2 protein-coding genes are annotated in these 2,161 nt (G+C 76.6%); both read right to left on the reverse strand.

What is annotated here, in order from left to right:
* Positions 1-260: 260 nt before the first annotated feature.
* Complete coding sequence (locus ACFV4N_RS43015; protein ID WP_499678463.1) at positions 261-920, reverse strand: response regulator; 660 nt, start codon at positions 918-920, stop codon at positions 261-263.
* On the reverse strand, positions 917-2,071 hold the full coding sequence (locus ACFV4N_RS43020; protein WP_499678464.1) for a sensor histidine kinase: 1,155 nt from the start codon (positions 2,069-2,071) through the stop codon (positions 917-919). Before ACFV4N_RS43020 ends, ACFV4N_RS43015 begins: the two co-directional genes overlap by 4 nt.
* Between the last annotated feature and the right edge of the window lie 90 nt (positions 2,072-2,161).

Below are 2,161 nucleotides of genomic sequence, written 5' to 3' on the forward strand. Positions count from 1 at the left end.
GTCATCGTTCCCCCCGGCGAGTCCTTGCGGGAGATGTTAGGGCCTCGGTGGGGCGGCGGGCCAGGTGTTCCGGGCACCTCGGCCTGCTCGGTCCCGCCATGCCGGACCTGGCGGCGGCTGCCCGGGACGGGCGGGGACCGGAACCGCTTCACGGGCGCGGTCGAGACCCCGGACCCCGGCCTGCCGCGGCCTTTCGGGGCGGCGCCCCGGGAGCCCGCCCCGGGACCTGCCGCCCGTCCGACGGCGGACCTCACCGCCGGTCAGGTCACCAGGCCGTGGCGGTAGGCGTGGACCACGGCCTGGACCCGGTCGCGCAGGTCGAGCTTGGTGAGGATGCGCGAGACGTAGGTCTTGACGGTCTCCTGGCTGATCACCAGGACCGCGGCGATCTCGCTGTTGGAGAGGCCGTCGGCGATGAGGCGCAGGACCTCCAGCTCGCGCGGCGTCAGCGGGGTCCCGCCGGACGCGCCCTCCGCCGGCCGGATCCGGGTGGCGAACCGGCCGACGAGCTGCCGGGTCACCTCGGGGGCCAGCAGCGCGTCGCCGGCGGCGACGGTCCGGATGCCGTGCAGCAGCTGCGCCGGCGGCGCGTCCTTGAGCAGGAAGCCGCCGGCGCCGGCGCGCAACGCCTCGTAGACGTACTCGTCGAGGTTGAACGTGGTCACCACGAGCACCTTGACCGGCTGGTCCACCCCGGCGCCGGCCAGCAGGCGGGTCGCCTCGATGCCGTCGAGGACCGGCATCCGCACGTCCATCACCACGACGTCGGGGCGGAGCCGGCGCGCGAGGTCCACGGCGGTGCGCCCGTCGCCGCACTCGCCGACCACGGTGAGGTCGGGCTGGGCGTCGATGATCGTCGCGAACCCGGTGCGGATCAGCGCCTGGTCGTCGCACACGAGGACGCGGACCGGCGCGGTCACGGTGCGCTGCCCGCCGGGATGCGCGCCCGCACCACGAAACCGCCGTCGCCGCGCCGGCCGGCCCGGAACTCGCCGCCGAGCACGCCGACCCGTTCGCGGAGCCCGTCCAGGCCCCGCCCGCTGCCGCCCACCGCGGCGGCGGGCGAACCCGCGCCGTCCGTGCCGACCTCCACCGTGATCTCCCCGTCCCCGTGGCGCACGCGCACCTCGGTGCGGCTGCCGTGCGCGTGCTTCAGGGCGTTCGTCAGGGCTTCCTGCACGACGCGGTAGGCCGTCGCCTCCGCGCTGCCGGTCGCCTCGCCCCGGCTGCCCTCCTCGGTGAACTCCACCGGCTGACCGGCCCGCCGGGTCTGCTCCACCAGGGTCCGGAGGTCGCCCGCGGACGGGGTTCGCGGCTCGGCGCCGTGCCCGGGGTCGAGCACGTCGAGCAGGTGCCGCAGGTCCGCGACGGCCCGCCGACCGGAGTCCGAGACCGCGGCCAGGGCCTGGTCGAGGCGGTCGGGGGAACCGGTCAGGTAGCGCGCCGCCTCGGTCTGCACCACCATCGCGGTCACGTGGTGCGTCACGACGTCGTGGAGGTCGCGGGCGATGCGGGTCCGTTCCGCGGCGCGGGTGGTCTCGGCGACGCGGCGGCGGCGCTCCTCCTCGGCGGCGCGGTACTGCCGGAGCCGGCTCCCGGCGCCCCACGTGAGGGCCAGGACGAGGTAGAACGTCACGAACCCGATCACGCCCTCGGTCCCGTCGTCCCGCGCGAGGGCGAAGGACAGCGGCACGTAGGCCGCCGAAGCCAGGACCACCGCGGTCCACCGGAACCGGTCCAGGTGGGCGGCGGTGCTGAACAGGGCGATCGGCAGCGCGGTGCCCGCGATCGCGTGGTAGCCGTGGAGCTGGTCGAGGGCGAAGCCGAGCGACACCAGGGCCAGGCAGGCGACGGGCCACCGCCTGCGGATGGCCAGCGGCAGGCATTCGAGGGCGATCACGGCCACGCCCGGCGCGTCCACGGGGCGGAGCGGCACGTCGCCGAGCCACGTGCCGTTGTCGTGGAGCGCGGGTGTCAGCGAGGCCACGAGGAGCGCCAGCGCGAGCGGGGCGTCCCGGACCGCGACGTCGAACCGCCGCCACCGGTCCTCGGCGCGCCGGAGGTCGATCATGCGACGAGGGTAGCGACCGGGCGGCGGGGGGCCGTGCCCCGGCCGGGGGAAGGCCGCGTCCCCCGGGCGAGCCGCGCGCAGGTGTCCGCC

Source organism: Actinosynnema sp. NPDC059797 (assembly GCF_042732085.1).
GTDB lineage: Bacteria > Actinomycetota > Actinomycetes > Mycobacteriales > Pseudonocardiaceae > Actinosynnema.